Genomic DNA, 15,199 nt, shown 5'->3' with positions numbered 1-15,199 from the left:
ACCGGCATGCTGGGCCGGTGACCAGCGGCAAGACGTCGACCCCGCTGCGGTACGGCTGGACGACCGGTGCCTGCGCCACCGCGGCCACCACCGCCGCGTACACCGCTCTGCTCACCGGTTCCTTTCCGGACCCGGTGGAGATCACCCTGCCGAAGGGACAGCGGCCGTCGTTCGCGCTGGCCCGGGAGGCACTGGACGACCGGATGGCGCTGGCCGGGGTGGTGAAGGACGCCGGAGACGACCCCGACGTCACGCACGGCGCGCTGGTCTACGTCACCGTACGGCCGGCACCGGCCGGCGCCGGGGTGGTGTTCCAGGCCGGCCCGGGGGTCGGCACGGTGACGAAGCCGGGCCTGCCCCTGCCGGTCGGCGAACCGGCGATCAACCCCGTCCCCCGGGAGATGATGCGCCGGGCGGTGGCGGAGGTGGCGGACCGGCACGGCGGCACCGGAGACGTCTTCGTGGAGGTCTCGGTCGAGCGGGGCGAGGAGCTGGCCCGGCACACCTGGAACCCCCGGCTCGGCATCCTCGGCGGGCTCTCCATCCTCGGCACCACCGGGATCGTGGTGCCGTACTCCTGCTCGGCCTGGATCGACAGCATCCGGCGCGGCATCGACGTGGCGCGTGCCGCCGGACACCCGCACGTCGCCGCCTGCACCGGCAGCACCTCGGAACGGGTCGCCACAGAACTGTACGGGCTGCCCGAGGACGCGCTGCTGGACATGGGTGACTTCGCTGGCGCGGTGCTGAAGTACCTGCGCCGGCACCCGATTCCCCGGCTCACCGTGGCCGGCGGCATCGGCAAGCTGACCAAGCTCGCCAACGGCCACCTGGACCTGCACTCCGGCCGCTCGCAGGTGGATTTCCACGCCCTGGCGGAGCTGGTCGCACAGGCCGGCGCGGACACGGCGCTGGTCGAGGGGGTACGCGGCGCGAACACCGCGCTGGACGCGCTGCGGCAGTGTCAGGCGGTCGGGCTGCCCTTGGGTGACCTGGTGGCCGCCGGGGCCCGGAACACCTCGATGGAGGTGCTGCGCGGGGCGGACGTGGCCGTCGACGTGGTGGTGATCGACCGCGCCGGCACCATCGTCGGCCGGACCCGCTGACCGGTGCGCTGGCTCCGCTGACTGACCGGCCCGCCCCCTCCGCCCCGGGACGGAATCAGGCACGGCAACGGTCGGTCGAGTAGAGGTGGCTGTCCGGAAACGCGGCGGCGGTGAGGACCGAACCGACGACGACCACGGCGGTACGGACGATCCCCGCCGACCGGACCTGCCCGGCGATGTCGGCCAGCGTGCCCCGCAACACCAGTTCGTCCTCCCGGCTCGCCCGCGCCACCACCGCTACCGGGCAGTCGGCGCCGTAGTTCGGCACCAGTTCCTCCACCAACTCCTCGATCCGCTGCACCGCCAGGTGCAGCACGAGAGTCGCGCGGCTACGGCCGAGCGTGGCCAGGTCCTCCCCCGCCGGCATCGGGGTGGCCCGCGCGGCGGTCCGGGTCAGGATCACCGTCTGGCCGACGCCCGGCACGGTCAGCTCCCGACGCAGCGCCGCCGCCGCCGCCGCGAAGGCGGGGACGCCGGGCACCACCTCGTACGGGATGTCGAGCGCGTCGAGGCGACGCATCTGCTCCGCCACAGCGCTGAACACCGACGGGTCACCGGAGTGCAGCCGGGCCACATCCAGGCCGGCGCGGTGCGCGGCGAGCAACTCGGCCACGATCTCGTCCAGGTTCAGGTTCGCCGTGTCGACCAACCGGGCGTCCGGCGGGCAGTAGGCGAGCAACTCCGGCGGGACCAGGCTGCCCGCGTAGAGGCAGACCGGTGCCGCCGCCAACCGGTCCCGGCCACGGACCGTGATCAGATCGGCCGCGCCCGGACCGGCACCGATGAAGAAGACCGTCATGTTTTCGCCACCGTCCACTGGGTCACCGGCAGCATCGGCCGCCAACCGGTGAAGTTGCCAACCGGCGCCGCCCGCTGGACCGCCAACCGGATCAGGTCACCGCCGAGCCGCCCGTACGCGTCGCCGACGGTTCGTTCCGACTCCAGGGTGACCGCGTTGACCACCAGCCGCCCGCCCGGCCGCAGCGCCTGCCAGCACCGGTCGAGCAGACCGGGGACGGTCACGCCGCCGCCGACGAAGACCGCGTCGGGTGCTTCCAGCCCGGTCAGCGCCTCCGGTGCCGCGCCGCGTACGACACGTAACTCGGGCACGCCGAGCGCGGCGGCGTTGACCCCGATCCGGTCCGCCCGCACCGGGTCACGTTCGATCGCCACCGCCCGGCAGGACGGGTGCGTACGGAGCCATTCGATCGCGATGCTGCCGGCACCGCCACCGACGTCCCAGAGCAGTTGCCCGGGGGTGGGCGCGAGTCGGGCCAGGGTGACCGCGCGGATCTCACGTTTGGTGATCTGACCGTCGTGCTCGTACGCCTCGTCGGGCAACCCGGGGACGGGCGGGCGCGGCGGTGCCCCGGGGTCGGCCTGGCAGTGGGCCGCGACGATGTTGAGCGGGCCGACCTCTTCGTCCCACCGGGCGGCGGTGCCGGCGCGGATCCGCTCGTCCGGCCCGCCGAGCGACTCCAGTACGGTCACCGCGCTCCCGCCGTAGCCCCGGCTGGTGAGCAGGGCGGCGACCGCCGCCGGGGTGCGCCCGTCGGCGCTGAGGACGAGCAGCCGCCGGCCCGGGTGTACGAAGCGGTGCAGGCGTTCGACCGCCCGCCCGACCAGGCTCACCACCTCGACCTCGTCGAGCGGCCAGCCGAGCCGGGCGCAGGCGAACGAGACCGACGACGGGTGCGGCACGACACGTACCCGCTCGGGTCCGAGCAACCGGGTCAGCGTCGTGCCCACCCCGAAGAACATCGGGTCGCCGCTGGCCAGGACCGCGATCACCCGACCGGCGTGGGCGTCGAGCAGGCCGGGCAGCGCGGGCAGCATCGGCGACGGCCAGGCGATCCGTGTCGCGCTGGTGCCCGCACCGGACAGGTCGGCCGGCTCGGGAAGCAGCGCGAGCTGACGGGCGCTGCCGAGCAGCACCTCGGCCGAGCGCACGGCGGCGCGGGCCGGTTCGCTCAGCCCGGCCCAGCCGTCGGCGCCGATCCCGACGACGGTGACCACGGCCTCGGGCGACACCGGTCGATCGGCGTGCTCGGACACTGGGTGCTCAGACATTGCCGGGTGCTCGGACATTGCCGGGTGCTCGGACATTGCCGAGGATGCGGGTCACCCGGATCTCGATGACCACTCGCTCCGGGTTCGGACGCGGCTGGCGGTAACGCTGCGCGTAACGGCGTTCCGCGTCGGCCACCGTCGCGGGGTCGTCCCGGACCACCGCGTACCCCTCGATCGTCGACCAGCGGCGACCGTCGACCTGGCAGACCGCCACCGGGCCACCCTCGGCGCCGAGGTTGAGCACCTTGCGGGAGGTACGTGAGGAGATGACCCGGGCCAGGCCGGCGTCGGCGTCGAAGGTGGCGCCGACCGGCACCACGTGCGGCGTACCGTCGGCGCGGAGGGTGGTGAGGGTGCAGAGGTGCCGCTCCCGCCAGAACTGGGCGAGTTCCCCGTCTGCCGGATCGATCCGGTGGTCCACCTTGCCGCCGCCGCTCCCGGTCATGCGTGTCTCCTTGCTGTGCTGGTCCCCGTGGTGCTCGTCCGCGCTACGCGCGGGGTGCTGGTTCGCGTTGCCAGCGCCGGTGCTCGTCCGCGCTGGTGGCGCGGGTGCCGCTAACCGCCGTGGTGACGGTACGCGTCCACGTCACCGACCGGTCCGGCCACCGCCACCGTGGCGGCACCGCTGGCCCGCTTCGCCAGCAGCAGGACCGGCTCGGCGCCCCGGTCCCGTACGGCGCGCAGCGCGGCGGCCTCGGCCACGCTCGGCGTACCGGTTGCCGCGCGTACCAGCGCCGACGGGTGCGGCACCGCCTCCCGGGCCAGTTCCAGCGCCGGATAGCCGGCCAGTGGCCAACCCCGTCGGGCGGCGACCTCGACCACGCCCGGTTCGACCACCCGGCGGTCGACCGTGGCCAGCGCGACCACCCGCTCCGGCGCCAGCCCGATCGCGGTGAGCGCCGCACCGACCAGGGCGTCGAGTTCGTCGGTGTCCACGCCCGGCCGGGCACCGACGCCGACGATCAGCGACACGCGGCCACCAGGTTCCGGGCCAGGGACGGTGTTCCGGCCCAGTGCAGGTGCAGGTACGAGGCGTGCACGCCGCCGGAGACGAAGCCCTCGGGAGCGGCGTCCCGCCAGGCCCAGGCCGGTGCCGTACCGGCTCGGGGGGTGACGGTGGTGCGGTGGAACTCGTGCCCGGTGACCCGGGTGCCGGTCGGGGCGAGCACGCTGTCGTTCAGCGCGACCGCGTCCCGGTAGCCCAGGGTGAGCCGGTCGGTCATCACCGCCTCCGCGTCGAGCACCCCGCACATCGGCGCACCGTCCAGGCTCCGGCTGAGCCAGAGCAGGCCGGCACACTCGGCGGCGATCGGCGCCCCGGTCGCGGCGAGCCGGGCCACCTCGGCGCGTAGCGGCGCGTTGGCGGTGAGCTGTTCGGCGTAGACCTCGGGGAACCCGCCGCCCACCACCAGGGCTGCGGTGCCGGCCGGCAACTGTTCGTCGTGCAGCGGGTCGACCACGGCCACCTCGGCGCCGGCGGCGCGCAGGAGTTCGGTGGTTTCGGCGTATCCGAAGCTGAACGCCGGTCCACCGGCGATCGCGACCACCGGGCGGGCCCCGGCGACCTCGGCCGTCGGGGGCTCCCAGGCGCTCGCGGAGAGCGGCGGCGCGCTGCGGGCGACCGCCAGGACGCCATCCAGGTCCACACTCTCGCTGATCAGGCTCGCCAACGCGGCCACCGATTCGAGCGCCTCGGCCCGCCGCTCCACCGCCGGCACCAGGCCCAGGTGGCGGGAGGGGGCGGCGATCACCGCGTGCCGGCGTAGTACGCCCAGCACCGGCGTGCCGACCTCGGCGCAGGCGTCCCGGAGCAACTGCTCGTGCCGGTCGGAGCCGACCCGGTTGAGCAGGACGCCGGCGATCCGGACCGCCCCGGTCGCGGCCGAGCCGAACGACCGGAAGCCGTGCACCAGGGCGGCGACCGAGCGTGCCTGCGCGGAGGCGTCGACGACCAACAGCACCGGCGCGTCGAGCAGGGCCGCGACGTGGGCGGTGGAGCCGAAGTCACCCGCGCCGACGCGACCGTCGTAGAGGCCCATCACGCCTTCGACCACGGCGAGGTCGGCCCCGGTGGCGCCGTGCGCGAAGAGCGGCCCGACGAGTTCCTCACCGACCATCACCGGGTCGAGATTCCGCCCCGGCCGACCTGCCGCCAGGGTGTGGTAACCGGGGTCGATGTAGTCCGGGCCGACCTTGAAGCCGGCCACCCGTACGCCACGCGCGGCGAACGCGGCGAGCAGGCCGGTCGCGACGGTGGTCTTGCCGTGGCCGGAGGCCGGTGCCGCGATGACCAGTCGGGGTACGTTCACCACTCGATGCCCTGCTGGCCCTTACGGCCGGCGTCCATCGGGTGCTTGACCTTGGTCATCTCGGTGACCAGGTCGGCGAGGTCGACCAGGTCCGGATGGGCGTCCCGGCCGGTGATCACCACGTGCTGGTTGCCGGGCCGGTCGCGCAGCGTGGTGACCACGTCCGCGATGTCGATCCAGCCCCACTTGATCGGGTAGGTGAACTCGTCCAGCACGTAGAAGCGGTACGCCTCGGCGGCGAGATCCCGCTTGATCTGGGCCCAGCCCTCGGCTGCCTCGACCGCGTGGTCACGCTCGGTGCCGGGGCGTTGGATCCAGGACCAGCCCTCGCCCATCTTGTGCCAGACCACGTTGCCGCCCTGGCCGCTCTCGCCGAGGGTACGCAGGGCGGTCTCCTCGCCGACCTTCCACTTCGGACTCTTCACGAACTGGAAGACGGCGATCGGCCAGCCCGCGCTCCACGCCCGCAGCGCCATCCCGAACGCGGCGGTCGACTTGCCCTTGCCCTGACCGGTGTGGACGGCCAGGACCGGCTGGCGGCGCCGGGCGCGTGTGGTCAGACCGTCGTCGGGTACCTGTTCCGGCTTGCCCTGGGGCATGTCAGGCCGCCTTTCCGAGAGTGTGCAGCGCGTCCAGCGGGACGCAGTCGGCGGCCAGGGCGGTGGCGAGCCGCCGGGCCAGTCCGAGCCGGATCGGCCCGGACTCGCAGTCGACGACCACCGAGGCGACGTCCCCGAGGGCGGGCAGGACGGTCAGCGGGTCCGGCCCGCTGGTCGCCCGGCCGTCGGTGACGACGACCAGCAGGGGGCGACGGCGCGGGTCACGGCGCCGTTCGCTGTCGAGGGTCCGCGCGGCCTGGCGCAGCCCGGCGGCGAGCGGAGTCCGGCCGCCGGTGCGCAGTTCGGCCAGGCGCAGCACACCGACCTCGTGGCTCGCCGTCGGCTCCAGCACCGTACTCGCCCCGGTCCCCCGGAACGTGATCATGCCGATCTTGTCGCGCCGCTGGTAGGCGTCACGCAGCAGGGAGAGGACGGCGGTCTTCACCACCCGCATCCGACGCCGGGCCGCCATCGAACCGGAGGCGTCGACGACGAAGAGCACCAGGTTCGCCTCGCGTCCGACGTGCACCGCCTCGCGTAGGTCCCCGGGGGTGACCACGCGGGCGCCGCGGCGGGCCGTGGCGAGCAGGGTGGCGGGCAGGTGCAGGCTGGTCACCCGGCCGGCCGGCAGCCGGGCGCCGACCACCCGGCCCCGTCGGGCGTACGACGGGGAGCGGCGGCCGGTGTGCGCGCCGGTGCCGCGGCCGCGTACCACCAGGGGCCGGGTCCGGTACGGCTGCGTCGCGGCGACCGGTGGTGGGCTGCCGGCGTTCGACTGCTCCGGCTGTCGCTCCGGTGCGGGCTGCTGGTCCGGGCTCGCCGGCTCCGGCGCGGGTGGCCCGTCCGGGGTGTCGTGCCGGCTCGGACCGTCCGGCCCGTGGTCGCCTCCGCCCGGCGGCGGGCCGGCGTCGGGGCCGTTCGGCGGGCTGTCGTCGGGGCCGTCGTCCGGTCCGGTCGGTGGTTCCGGCTCCGGGTCGTCGTCGCCGTGTTCGCGGAGCAGTTCCTCAAGCTTGTCCTGGTCGGTGCCGGGCGGGTCGAGCGGATCCCGGCGACGACGGTGTGGCAGCGCCAGCCGGGCGGCTGCGGCGACGTCGTCAGCGGTCACCACGTCCCGGTCGTGCCAGGCGGCCAGCGCCACGGCGGTCCGGGCGACCACGATGTCGGCGCGGAGCCCGTCGACCCCGTACTCCAGGCAGATCGTCGCGATCCGGTCCAGTTCGGTGTCGGGCAGCCGCACCGAGGGCAGCCGCAACCGGGCGCCGGCGATCCTCCGGGCGAGTACCGCGTCCTCCTGCACCCAGCGCGCCGCGAAGCCCACCGGGTCGGTCTCGTACGCGAGCCGGCGGCGCACCACCTCGGCGCGGGCGGGCGCTTCGCGGGGTGCGGCCACCGCGACCACCAGCCCGAACCGGTCCACCAACTGGGGGCGGGGTTCGCCCTCCTCCGGGTTCATCGTGCCGACGAGCAGGAAGCGGGCGGCGTGCTTGACCGAGACCCCGTCCCGTTCGACGTGTGCCCGGCCCATCGCGGCGGCGTCGAGCAGCAGGTCGACCAGGTGGTCCGGGAGCAGGTTGACCTCGTCGACGTAGAGCACGCCACGGTGGGCGGCGGCGAGCAGTCCCGGCTCGTACGCCTTGACGCCGTCGGCGAGGGCGCGTTGCAGGTCCAGGGTGCCGACGACCCGGTCCTCCGTGGCGCCGACCGGCAACTCGACCAGGGTGGCGCGGCGTCGTGTGGCCGCCGCCCCCGGCTCGTGCGGGCCGTCCGGGCAGTCGCCGTCGGGGTTGGCCGGGTCGCAGGCGAACCGGCAGCCGGGGACCACGTCGACGTCGGGCAGCAGCGCGGCGAGGGCCCGGACGATGGTCGACTTCGCGGTGCCCTTCTCGCCCCTGACCAGCACCCCGCCGATTGCCGGGGAGACCGCGTTGAGGAGCAGGGCCAGTCGCAGTTCGGCCAGGCCGACGACGGCGGAGAACGGGTACGGCGGGGTCATCGCCCACTCAGGCGCGCAGAAGCCATGCTCATGTCCCTTCCACGGGTGTCCACGCCCGCGTTGGCTGGGTGGTGCGAGCGGTCGGAGTCTCCTGACTCCCGGATCGACGCTTCCCCTCGACCTTCCGGCCCTTTCGGCCGTGGCCCGTACGTGAGAGGTCACTCCCCGGTCACAGTGGCGGGACCGCCCCGGACTCACACCGGGTTCCTCCGCGCACCGCTCTCGTTGCGCCATGCTGTCCCACCGACCGGCCCGCCGTCAACGTGAGCACCGCGACCCGCAGGAACGACTGGCTTCAGCCAGTATCCCCGTCGGGCTCGCGACGCCCTGTGGTAGGCGGCAAGCTGTTTGCCAGGTTCGACGTCGGTGAGTCACGCTGGCACGGTGAGCATGATCGGACCGGGTGCTGATCCCGCACCCCGTGCACCGGGTGTCACCCGGAGCTACACACGGCGTGACGACCTTCCGGCCGACGTTCAGCGGGACACCGTCGCGCTGGTGCGGGTGGCGGTCCGGGAGATTTCCCGACGCTGGAGCCGCACCGGAGGCGTTCAGGAGCTGTGGCTGATCCTGCCTACCGGCGCGGGCAGCGGCGACGACGAGGTGCTGGTACGGCGGGCGCCCCGTGGATCGCTGGACGGCTATCGGTACCGCGATGACATTCACCGGGCCGGCGCGTTCGACCGGGATGTGGAGGGACAACTGCCCGGCAACCGCTGTGTCGCGCTGGTGTACGGCAACGGTTGGCTGTCGCCGCGCTTGCCGTTCATGTCGAGCATCGACAGCAGTGCACTGGTCACCGTCCGACACCAGAGCGGAGTCCGGTTCAAGACTGGACTGGGGTTTCGCCGTAGCGGACGTGTCCTGCGGCGTATCCGGTTCGACCCGGAGGTCATGGACTGGCTCACCGCGCACTCGCCGAAGGACTGAGCGAACCAGCCGGTTGGTGGAGAGCCGGAACCACCGCCACAGCCAGGCGCTCGGTACGGGATCAGAATCGGATGTCCTCGATGTCCCGATCAACCGACTGGGCCGGGGCTCCGGGGACCTCGACGTCCACGGCGAGCAGGGCGCCGTCAAGCGGGCCACGCGGGTCGAGGCCGAGGTGGGCGGTGGTGACGAAGAGCCGACGCAGCCCGGGACCGCCGAGGCAGACGCTGGTGGGCTGGGCCGCCGGCAGGGGCAGCTCGCGGTCGAGGGTGCCGTCCGGGCGGTAGCGGCGGACCGCGTACCCGCCCCAGAGGGCCACCCAGAGGTGACCGGCGGCGTCGACGGTCATGCCGTCGGGTGCACCCTCGGCCCCGGCCAGCCGCAGGAACGGGGTACGACCGGAGAGCGCCCCGGTGGCCGGGTCGACGGTGAACCGGTCGACCTCGCCCCGGGCGGTGTCGGCCAGGTACATCGTGGTGCCGGCGGCGTCGAACGCCGGCCCGTTGGTGATCGTCAGCCCGGTGACCACGGGAGTCGTGCCGGTGCTGTCGTACCGGTAGAGGGTGCCGGCGCCCGGGGTGGTGTCGTACGCCATGCTGCCGGCCCAGAACCGGCCGTGCGGATCGGCGACACCGTCGTTCATCCGGGCCGGCGACGGGTTGCCGCTCTCCAGGTCGACGAGTTGACGGACGCCGTCGGCGCCGGTCAGCTCGGCGAGGCCGGTGCCGGTCGCGGCGATCCAGTCACCCGGTCGTCCGGCGACCGGTGCCACCGCACCGAGCGGCGCGCCCAGCCGGCGTGACTCGCGCAGCGGTGCCGGGGCGTCACCGGTGGTCTCGTAGAGCCGACCGGCGAGCAGGTCGACCAGGACCAGCCGGTCCTCCACCCAGCGGGCACCCTCGCCCAGTTCGAACCGGTCGTCGCTCCACGCGGTCGGCGCGGTGAGCCGCATCGTCTCCTCCTGGGGTGGTGGCAGTGGCACAACTGTCAGCACGGCCGGGCCGGCCCGGCACGTCGGTACGGGTCGAAGCGGGTCAGCGTACGGCGCTGCCCGGGGCGTGGTCGAGCAGCGACAGCTCGGCGCGGGTGGGTAGCCCCTCCCAGTCGCCTCGGGTGGCGACCGCGAACGCACCGGTGGTGACCGCCCGGTCGAGCCGGTCGGCGACGTCGAGCCGGTCGAGCAGGCCGGAGAGGAGCCCGGCGACAAACGCGTCCCCGGCGCCGATGGTGTCGAGTACCGGCACCGAGCGGGCGGCGGTGTGGACGCTCCCCCGCGTGGTGTGGCTGGTGGCGCCCTGCCCGCCGTGCTTGACCACCACCTCGGGGATCCCGGCGGCGAGCAGCGCGGCGACCGGATCGGAGTGGTCGGTCAGTACGGCGAGTTCGTCGTCGGAGGCGACCACCAGGTCGATCGAGGGCAGCAGGGGGCGGAGCGCGGCGGCGGCCCGCTCGACCGACCAGACCCGCTGGCGGTGGTTGACGTCGAGACAGACCAGGGTGCCGGCGGCGCGGGCCGCGTCGACGGCGGCCACCACCGCCGCGTACGGCTGGTCACCGAGCCCGGCGGTGATGCCGGTGACGTGCAGGATCCGGGGTCTCCGCTCGGCTGCGGCGAAGGCGGTCGGTACGTCCTCGGCGCTCAGCCGCGAGCCGGCCGACCCGCTCCGGTAGTAGGTGACCCGGCTGATGTCACCGACCCGCGCCTCGAACAGGATCAGGCCGGTGGGAGCGTCCGGGTCGACCCGGGCCAGGCTCAGGTCGACGCCTTCGGCGCGAAGGGTACGGCGAATCAGTTCGCCCGGCTCGTCGGCACCGGTCACACCGATCCAGCGCACCCGGTGACCGAGCCGGGCCAGGCCGATCGCCACGTTCGACTCGGCACCGGCGACCGAGAGCGAGACGGTGCCACCGAGCCGCAGCGCTGCCGGGGCGCGGAACGCCGCCATCGTCTCGCCGAGCGTCAGTACGTCGACACCCAGGGGCTCGCCGGTCACGACGCCGCGCCGGGTGCCTCGGCCACCGCGACCAGGAAGTCGGCGACCCGCTTGCGCAACGCGCCGAGGTCGCCGCCCCGGACCGCGTCACCGAGCAGCGGCGAGCCGACGCCGACGGCCGTCGCGCCCCGCTCCAGGTAGCTACGGGCGCTGGCCGCGTCGACCCCACCGACGGGCACGAACGGCGTACGCGGGAACGGGTCCCGCAGGGCGCGCAGGTACTCGGGGCCGCCGATCGAGGCGGGGAAGAGCTTGATCGCAGCCGCCCCGGCGGTGGTCGCCTGGACCACCTCGGTCGGGGTGAGCGCACCGGCCAGCACTGGCAGCCCGAGCCGGCCGGCCTCTTCGACGCTCGGCGCGAGAGCCGGGGTGACCAGGTAGGTCGCCCCGGCCTCGGCGGCCTGCCCGGCCTGTTCGGCGGTGAGTACGGTGCCGGCGCCGAGGGCGTAGTCGGCGCCGAGGGCGGCTCGCGCACGGCTGATCACCCTGTAGGCGTCGGTGCTGGTGAGCGAGACCTCGATCAGGTTGACGCCGTTCTCGGCGAGGGTGAGCACGGTGGCGAGCGCTGCCTCGGGGTCGTCGCCCCGGACGATCGCCAGCAGCCGGTGGGTACGCAGGGTGTCGAGCAGGTTCATCGGTGGTCGCCTCCGGGCGATCGGTGGGCGGTGAGGGTGAGCTGCCAGGTGACTTCGCCGCTGGCCGGTACGACGGCGGCGTCGCCACCGGGACCGGCCGCGTCGGTAGCGGCTTCGAAACCGGTCTCGGCCAGGTCGAAGACGGTGCCGAGCATCGGTTCGACGCCGATGCTGCGGTACGGCCGGTCGTACGGCCAGCCCCGCAGGTTGCGCCAGAGGGCGGTGGCGCGGGGCTGGTTGGCGCAGTGGAGTTCGAGGGTGAGCGTGTCCGGGCCGTCGACCACCTGGAGCCGGGCGCAGCCGATCAGCACCGCGCCGACGGCGGTGCCGTCGTCCGGTCCGAACCGTTCCAGCGGCAGCCCGGCCGGGGTGGGCCAGTCGGCGGTGTGCCACGGCCGGCCCGCAGGCCACGCGCCTTCGGGTAGGAGGTCGGCCGCCTCCGGGTAGAGCCGGGTGGGGGTGCCGGCGGGCGCGACCAGGCGGGCCGCCGGTGAGAGGTCGAGCAGGGCGTGCGCGGCCCAGACGAACCGGTATCCGGGGGCGGCGAGCAGCCGGTAGTCCGCCACCACCACCCCGTCCTCGTCGGTGAGCCGGCGGGTGAGGGTGAAGTCGGTGCACTCGACGGTGGCGGTGTCCGTACCGGTCGGCTGCCAGGGTCGGGACCAGGCGTCGCCGTGGTCGGGCAGACCCCGCACGGTCGGCACGCACTCCTCCAGCCCGCCCGCGTCGACGAACGCGTCGCCCGGGGTCACCTGGTCGCGGCCCGGTTCGGGGCCGGTCCAGAGCCACTGCCGGCCACCGCCGGTCAGGCTGGTCCAACGGCCGCCGAGGCGGTGGTCGTAGCTGACCCGGAGGGGAATCCGCGCCTCGGGCAGCTCGGCGGGCGTCACCATTCGGCGAAGGACCCGTCATCGTGCCGCCAGATCGGGTTACGCCAGGCGTGACCCTCGCGGGCGGCGGCGCGGACCGCCGCCTCGTCCACGGTGATACCGAGGCCGGGCGCTTCCGGGCGGCGGATGTGTCCGTCGACGAAGCGGAACGGTTCCGGGTCCACCACGTAGTCGAGCAGTTCGGCGCCGCCGCCGTGGTAGTGCATGCCGATGCTCTGTTCCTGGATCAGGAAGTTCGGTGTGGAGAAGGCGATCTGCAGGCTGGCGGCGAGCGCGATCGGACCGAGCGGGCAGTGCGGGGCGAGCACCGCGCCGTACGGCTCGGCCATCGCACCGATCCGGCGCACCTCGGAGATGCCACCGGCGTGCGACAGGTCCGGTTGCAGCACCGCGACACCGGCCTGGAGTGGGGTGCGGAATTCGGCCCGGCCGAAGAGGCGTTCGCCGGTGGCGACCGGGACCGGCGAGGCGGTCACGACGTCGTGCAGCAGGTGCGCCTGCTCGGGCAGGAGCGGTTCTTCGACGAAGAGTGGGTGGAACGGGGCGATCTCCGGCAGGATCCGGCGTACCCCGGCGGCGGTGGCCCGGCCGTGGAAGTCGATGGCGACGTCGCGGCCGTCGCCGAGCACCTCGCGGGCGGCGGCGACCCGGCGGACCACGGCGGCCACCTCGGCGGCGGTGGGGATGGCGGAGAGCTGGCCGGAGGCGTTCATCTTCACCGCGGTCATGCCGGCCTCGACCTGGGCGGCGATCCCCTCGGCGACCTCGTTCGGGTCGTCCCCGCCGACCCAGGAGTAGACCCGGACCCGGTCGCGTACGGGTCCGCCGAGCAGCGCGTGCACCGGGGCGCCGTACGCCTGCCCGGCGATGTCCCAGAGCGCCTGGTCGAGTCCGGCGACGGCGCTGGAGAGCACCGGTCCACCCCGGTAGAAGCCGCCCTTGGTGAGCACCTGCCAGTGCTGTTCGATGCGGAGCGGGTCCTCACCGATGAGGTATTCGGAGAGCACCTCGACCGCGCTGCGTACGACCTCGGCTCGCCCTTCCACCACGGGCTCGCCCCACCCAATCAACCCTTCGTCGGTCTCGACCCGGCAGAAGAGCCACCGGGGCGGGACGAGGAAGGTTTCGATTCGGCTGATCTTCACCGGGTGCCTTTCTGTTGACGTACCTTTTCGACATCCCGGACGGCCTTGTCCAGCAGTCCCCGCATCGCCTCCTCCGCGCCGGTGGCGTCACCGGCGCGGATCGCGTCCACCACCGCCTGGTGGCTCGGGACCGGGTCGTCGTGCTGTTCGACCCCGTGCACCAGGCGGTCGCGCTCGGCGAGGCCGGTCTCCATCACGACCTCCATCCGTTCGAGCAGCTCGTTGTGGGTGGCGGCGAGCAGCGCGCGGTGGAAGTTCAGGTCGGCGCCGACCGCGGCGACCGGGTCTCCCTCGGCGGCGGACATCTCCGTCAGCGCGCCGTCCAGGTTTGCCAGGTCGGTCGTGCTGGCCCGAGTCGCGGCGAGCCGGGCGGCGGCGGGTTCGATGATGCTGCGCACCTCGTGCAGCGCGTCGAGCAGACGCGGGTCGGCGCCGTCGGCGAACTGCCAGCGGATGACGTCACCGTCGAGCAGGTTCCAGTCCGACCGGGGGCGGACGAAGGTGCCCCGCTTCTGCCGGGCGTCCACCATGCCCTTGGCGGTGAGCACCTTGAGCGCCTCGCGCAGCACGGTGAGGCTGACGTCGAGTTCCTGCTGGAGGGCGGCGAGGTTGAGGGTGGAGCCCTCGGCGATCTCGCCGGCGAGGATGCGCCGGGCCAGGATCTCGACGGTCTGACCATGGATGCCGCGGCGTGCGTACTGTGCCAATGCTCTGGGTGCCTTCTCGCTCGTCAGGATCGATGTTTCAGCTCGTCAGGATCGATGTTTCAGGCCGAGGCTTTCATCGCGGTCCAACCGCCGTCCACCACCAGGCTGGTGCCGGTGACGTAGGCCGCGTCGGGCGAGGCGAGGAAGGCCACCGTGGCGGCCACCTCGTCCGGGGTGCCGAACCGGCCGGCGACGGTCTGGGCGACGCTACGCTCCCGGTCCTCTTCGGAGACCCGGTCCCAGGCGGCGGTGAGGATAGGTCCAGGCAGGACGCTGTTCACCCGCACCTCGGGGCCGTACTCGACGGCGAACTGGCGGCCGAGCGAGACCAGGCCGCCCTTGGCCGCCGCGTACGCGGGGTGGGCCGGGATTCCGACGAGCGCGTGTACGGAGGAGACGATCACGACCGCACCCCGGTTCGCCCGCAGGTCGTCAAGGCAGGCGCGGACGCCGAGGAAGCTGCCGGTCAGGCAGACCGCGAGTTGGCGGTCCCAGGATTCGCGGCTGGTCTCGTGCGCGGGCGCGAGTTCGTTGAAGTGGGCGTTGCTGACCAGGATGTCCACTGGGCCGAACTCGGCCCGTACGGCGGCCACGGCCGCGGTCCAGTCGGCCTCGTCGGCCACATCGGTAATCACCGATTGTGCACGCCCACCGGCTGCTCTGATCTCTTCGGCGAGCACTTCCGAATCGCGGATGTCGAGCAGGCCGACTGCTGCACCTTCGGCGGCAAGCCGCCGGGCGGTGGCCGCCCCAATTCCGCCGATTGCGCCTGTGACCAGGGCAACCTTGCCTTCAAGCCGTCGCATATGCTGGCTCACCGT

General features: G+C 73.7%; 16 protein-coding genes and 1 riboswitch. Of the genes, 2 read left to right on the top strand and 14 right to left on the bottom strand.

Features of this window, described 5'->3' with window-relative positions; genetic code table 11:
- Positions 1 to 17 precede the first annotated feature (17 nt).
- Positions 18 to 1,106, top strand: a complete 1,089-nt coding sequence (locus tag ACIBF5_RS22060) for a cobalt-precorrin-5B (C(1))-methyltransferase (protein ID WP_396814469.1) — start codon at positions 18 to 20, stop codon at positions 1,104 to 1,106.
- Between the two features lie 55 nt (positions 1,107 to 1,161).
- Here the strand turns inward: ACIBF5_RS22060 and cobM are convergent, their stop codons facing one another.
- The 7 genes from cobM to ACIBF5_RS22025 form a co-directional block, all read right to left on the bottom strand.
- Positions 1,162 to 1,905, bottom strand: coding sequence for a precorrin-4 C(11)-methyltransferase (gene cobM / locus ACIBF5_RS22055; RefSeq protein WP_396814467.1), 744 nt, complete (start codon positions 1,903 to 1,905; stop codon positions 1,162 to 1,164).
- The gene (cbiE, locus tag ACIBF5_RS22050; RefSeq protein WP_396814465.1) at positions 1,902 to 3,176 is read right to left on the bottom strand and encodes a precorrin-6y C5,15-methyltransferase (decarboxylating) subunit CbiE; all 1,275 of its coding nucleotides are present in this window, start codon (positions 3,174 to 3,176) and stop codon (positions 1,902 to 1,904) included. Before cbiE ends, cobM begins: the two co-directional genes overlap by 4 nt.
- Positions 3,169 to 3,621: a pyridoxamine 5'-phosphate oxidase family protein gene (locus ACIBF5_RS22045; RefSeq protein ID WP_396814463.1), complete on the bottom strand. Its 453-nt coding sequence runs from the start codon at positions 3,619 to 3,621 to the stop codon at positions 3,169 to 3,171. Before ACIBF5_RS22045 ends, cbiE begins: the two co-directional genes overlap by 8 nt.
- Positions 3,622 to 3,731: 110 nt before the next feature.
- Positions 3,732 to 4,148 (bottom strand): cobalamin biosynthesis protein, encoded by a 417-nt coding sequence (locus ACIBF5_RS22040; protein ID WP_396814461.1) that lies wholly within the window; start codon positions 4,146 to 4,148, stop codon positions 3,732 to 3,734.
- Complete coding sequence (locus ACIBF5_RS22035; protein WP_396814459.1) at positions 4,139 to 5,488, bottom strand: cobyrinate a,c-diamide synthase; 1,350 nt, start codon at positions 5,486 to 5,488, stop codon at positions 4,139 to 4,141. Before ACIBF5_RS22035 ends, ACIBF5_RS22040 begins: the two co-directional genes overlap by 10 nt.
- On the bottom strand, positions 5,482 to 6,084 hold the full coding sequence (gene cobO, locus ACIBF5_RS22030; protein ID WP_396814457.1) for a cob(I)yrinic acid a,c-diamide adenosyltransferase: 603 nt from the start codon (positions 6,082 to 6,084) through the stop codon (positions 5,482 to 5,484). The genes ACIBF5_RS22035 and cobO overlap by 7 nt, the downstream gene beginning before the upstream one ends.
- 1 nt (position 6,085) lies before the next feature.
- Complete coding sequence (locus tag ACIBF5_RS22025) at positions 6,086 to 8,077, bottom strand: VWA domain-containing protein (protein ID WP_396814455.1); 1,992 nt, start codon at positions 8,075 to 8,077, stop codon at positions 6,086 to 6,088.
- Between the two features lie 84 nt (positions 8,078 to 8,161).
- Positions 8,162 to 8,287: riboswitch (cobalamin riboswitch) on the bottom strand.
- Positions 8,288 to 8,461: 174 nt separating this feature from the next.
- Between ACIBF5_RS22025 and ACIBF5_RS22020 the strand changes: the two genes are divergently transcribed.
- The gene (locus tag ACIBF5_RS22020) at positions 8,462 to 9,007 is read left to right on the top strand and encodes a hypothetical protein (RefSeq protein ID WP_396814453.1); all 546 of its coding nucleotides are present in this window, start codon (positions 8,462 to 8,464) and stop codon (positions 9,005 to 9,007) included.
- Between the two features lie 61 nt (positions 9,008 to 9,068).
- Here the strand turns inward: ACIBF5_RS22020 and ACIBF5_RS22015 are convergent, their stop codons facing one another.
- The 7 genes from ACIBF5_RS22015 to ACIBF5_RS21985 form a co-directional block, all read right to left on the bottom strand.
- On the bottom strand, positions 9,069 to 9,959 hold the full coding sequence (locus ACIBF5_RS22015) for an SMP-30/gluconolactonase/LRE family protein (RefSeq protein ID WP_396814451.1): 891 nt from the start codon (positions 9,957 to 9,959) through the stop codon (positions 9,069 to 9,071).
- Between the two features lie 82 nt (positions 9,960 to 10,041).
- Complete coding sequence (locus ACIBF5_RS22010; RefSeq protein WP_396814449.1) at positions 10,042 to 11,001, bottom strand: sugar kinase; 960 nt, start codon at positions 10,999 to 11,001, stop codon at positions 10,042 to 10,044.
- Positions 10,998 to 11,636, bottom strand: coding sequence for a bifunctional 4-hydroxy-2-oxoglutarate aldolase/2-dehydro-3-deoxy-phosphogluconate aldolase (locus ACIBF5_RS22005; RefSeq protein ID WP_396814447.1), 639 nt, complete (start codon positions 11,634 to 11,636; stop codon positions 10,998 to 11,000). Before ACIBF5_RS22005 ends, ACIBF5_RS22010 begins: the two co-directional genes overlap by 4 nt.
- Positions 11,633 to 12,529, bottom strand: coding sequence for a hypothetical protein (locus ACIBF5_RS22000; RefSeq protein ID WP_396814445.1), 897 nt, complete (start codon positions 12,527 to 12,529; stop codon positions 11,633 to 11,635). The genes ACIBF5_RS22005 and ACIBF5_RS22000 overlap by 4 nt, the downstream gene beginning before the upstream one ends.
- A complete protein-coding gene (gene dgoD, locus ACIBF5_RS21995; RefSeq protein WP_396814443.1) occupies positions 12,523 to 13,671 on the bottom strand; it encodes a galactonate dehydratase in 1,149 nt (382 codons plus the stop codon). The genes ACIBF5_RS22000 and dgoD overlap by 7 nt, the downstream gene beginning before the upstream one ends.
- Complete coding sequence (locus tag ACIBF5_RS21990; protein WP_396814441.1) at positions 13,668 to 14,378, bottom strand: FadR/GntR family transcriptional regulator; 711 nt, start codon at positions 14,376 to 14,378, stop codon at positions 13,668 to 13,670. Before ACIBF5_RS21990 ends, dgoD begins: the two co-directional genes overlap by 4 nt.
- 59 nt (positions 14,379 to 14,437) lie before the next feature.
- Positions 14,438 to 15,184, bottom strand: coding sequence for an SDR family NAD(P)-dependent oxidoreductase (locus tag ACIBF5_RS21985; RefSeq protein WP_396814439.1), 747 nt, complete (start codon positions 15,182 to 15,184; stop codon positions 14,438 to 14,440).
- Positions 15,185 to 15,199: the final 15 nt, after the last annotated feature.

This window comes from Micromonospora sp. NPDC050417 (assembly GCF_044458865.1).
Classification (GTDB): domain Bacteria; phylum Actinomycetota; class Actinomycetes; order Mycobacteriales; family Micromonosporaceae; genus Micromonospora_G.
Note: the sequence above shows the minus strand (reverse complement) of the source record. Positions and strands in the feature narration are given on the sequence as shown.

Bases quoted from the DNA above. Each gene is read 5' to 3' on its own strand.
- cobM (WP_396814467.1), bottom strand. From the start codon at position 1,905: ATGACGGTCTTCTTCATCGGTGCCGGTCCGGGCGCGGCCGATCTGATC.
- cbiE (WP_396814465.1), bottom strand. From the start codon at position 3,176: ATGTCTGAGCACCCAGTGTCCGAGCACGCCGATCGACCGGTGTCGCCC.
- ACIBF5_RS22045 (WP_396814463.1), bottom strand. From the start codon at position 3,621: ATGACCGGGAGCGGCGGCGGCAAGGTGGACCACCGGATCGATCCGGCA.
- cobO (WP_396814457.1), bottom strand. From the start codon at position 6,084: ATGCCCCAGGGCAAGCCGGAACAGGTACCCGACGACGGTCTGACCACA.
- ACIBF5_RS22025 (WP_396814455.1), bottom strand. From the start codon at position 8,077: ATGACCCCGCCGTACCCGTTCTCCGCCGTCGTCGGCCTGGCCGAACTG.
- ACIBF5_RS22015 (WP_396814451.1), bottom strand. From the start codon at position 9,959: ATGCGGCTCACCGCGCCGACCGCGTGGAGCGACGACCGGTTCGAACTG.
- ACIBF5_RS22005 (WP_396814447.1), bottom strand. From the start codon at position 11,636: ATGAACCTGCTCGACACCCTGCGTACCCACCGGCTGCTGGCGATCGTC.
- ACIBF5_RS22000 (WP_396814445.1), bottom strand. From the start codon at position 12,529: ATGGTGACGCCCGCCGAGCTGCCCGAGGCGCGGATTCCCCTCCGGGTC.
- ACIBF5_RS21985 (WP_396814439.1), bottom strand. From the start codon at position 15,184: ATGCGACGGCTTGAAGGCAAGGTTGCCCTGGTCACAGGCGCAATCGGC.